Source organism: Lentzea aerocolonigenes (assembly GCF_000955955.1).
In the GTDB taxonomy this organism is placed as follows: domain Bacteria; phylum Actinomycetota; class Actinomycetes; order Mycobacteriales; family Pseudonocardiaceae; genus Lentzea; species Lentzea aerocolonigenes_A.
Map to the genome: position 1 here is coordinate 1 of NZ_JYJG01000417.1, position 1502 is coordinate 1502.

At 72.6% G+C, this 1502-nt stretch carries 2 protein-coding genes; both read left to right on the forward strand.

Going from position 1 to position 1502, the window contains the following annotated elements; genetic code table 11:
• The coding region (locus UK23_RS41525; protein ID WP_045317307.1) for a DUF2264 domain-containing protein at nt 1–1218 on the forward strand (1218 nt) is incomplete at its 5' end.
• A gap of 52 nt (nt 1219–1270) precedes the next feature.
• The coding region (locus UK23_RS41530; protein WP_045317308.1) for a LacI family DNA-binding transcriptional regulator at nt 1271–1502 on the forward strand (232 nt) is incomplete at its 3' end.

Here is a 1502-nt window from a genome sequence, read left to right on the forward strand (position 1 = left end):
GCCCTGCACCTGTACCCGTTGCTGTGCACCAGGATGTCGGGTGACCGGCGGCGGGCGGAGGTGTACCGCGAGCGGCTGCGCGCGTTTCTCGAGCAGTACCAGCACATGTTCGCCGCCGACGGCGCACCGGTGCATCAGGGACGGTCGCTGTGCTACCGGTTCGCCACTGTCGCGCCCCTGTGGCTGGGCGAACTGCTGGACGCGACGCCGCTGCCCACCGGCAGGACCCGGCGGATCGCGAGCGGTGTGCTGCGGCACTTCGTCGAACGCGGGGTGCCGGACGAGCGCGGCCTGCTCGGCCTCGGCTGGTACGACCGCTTCCTGCCGAGCACCCAGCCCTATTCCGGCCCGGCCTCACCGTACTGGGCGAGCAAGGCGTTCCTCGGACTGCTGCTGCCCGCCGACCATCCTGTGTGGACGGTGCAGGAGAGCGCCGCGCCGCTCGACGACGGCGATCAGGTGGTCGCCATGCCGGGCCCCGGCTGGCTGCTGCACGCCACCCGCGACGACGGGGTGGTGCGCGTGGTCAACCACGGCAGCGACCGGGCACGCCACCTGCCCGCCGACGGCATCGACGACCCGCACTACACGCGGTTCGGGTACTCGTCGCACACGGCACCTGAGACCAGCCAGGACGCCCGTGTGCGGGCGGTGGACGGCCATCTCGCCGTGATCGGGCCGGACGGCACCATCTCGCGGCGCAGGCACATCGAGCCGATCGCCGTCGGTGACCGGTTCGCGGCGTCGGCGTACGAGGACGGCCCGGTGCGGGTGGCGACGACCTCGATCGTGCGGGGAGCGTGGGAGGTACGCGTTCACCGGGTGACCGCCCCGCCCGGCTGCACAGTGCGGGACGGCGGCTACGCACTGGCGGATCACCACCCGCCCGCGGTTCGCACCGGTGACGGGTGGGGTGAGGCCGGCCGGCCGGACGGGCTGACCAGCGTCGTGGTCGCCCTGCACGGTTTCGCCTCCGCCGCGGTCGCGAAAGCCGTGGACGCCAACGCATTCGGCGTGTGCTCCGCGACGCCGTACCTGGTCGCACCCGGCCATCCCGGCGGAAGCGCCGTCTACGTCTCGCTGGTCGTGCTCACAGGTGACCGGGTCGACCCGGCCGCGCTGCGGACGTCGATCAGCGTGTCCGTCGACGGCGACCAGGTCACCGTGCGGCTCCCGGACGGGGAGCGGATCGAGGCCGGGGTGCAGATGGCCCAGTAACCGTTTTCTGAAACAATGCTGTCGTACCGCGGTGACGGGAAGGCAGTGGACCATGACGCGACGGACGAGCGACTCCCCCGACGGCCGGCGGCGGTCCACGATCCGCGAGGTGGCGGAGCGGGCCGGGGTGTCCGTCGCCACCGTCTCCCGCATCCTGAGCGGCGACTACCCTGCCTCACCCGCCACCCGCAAACGGGTCATGCGTGCCGTCGAGGAGCTGGACTACGTCGCCAACGCCCACGCCCGCGCCCTGGCCGGCACGCCCGCGAAGAGCATCGCCATCG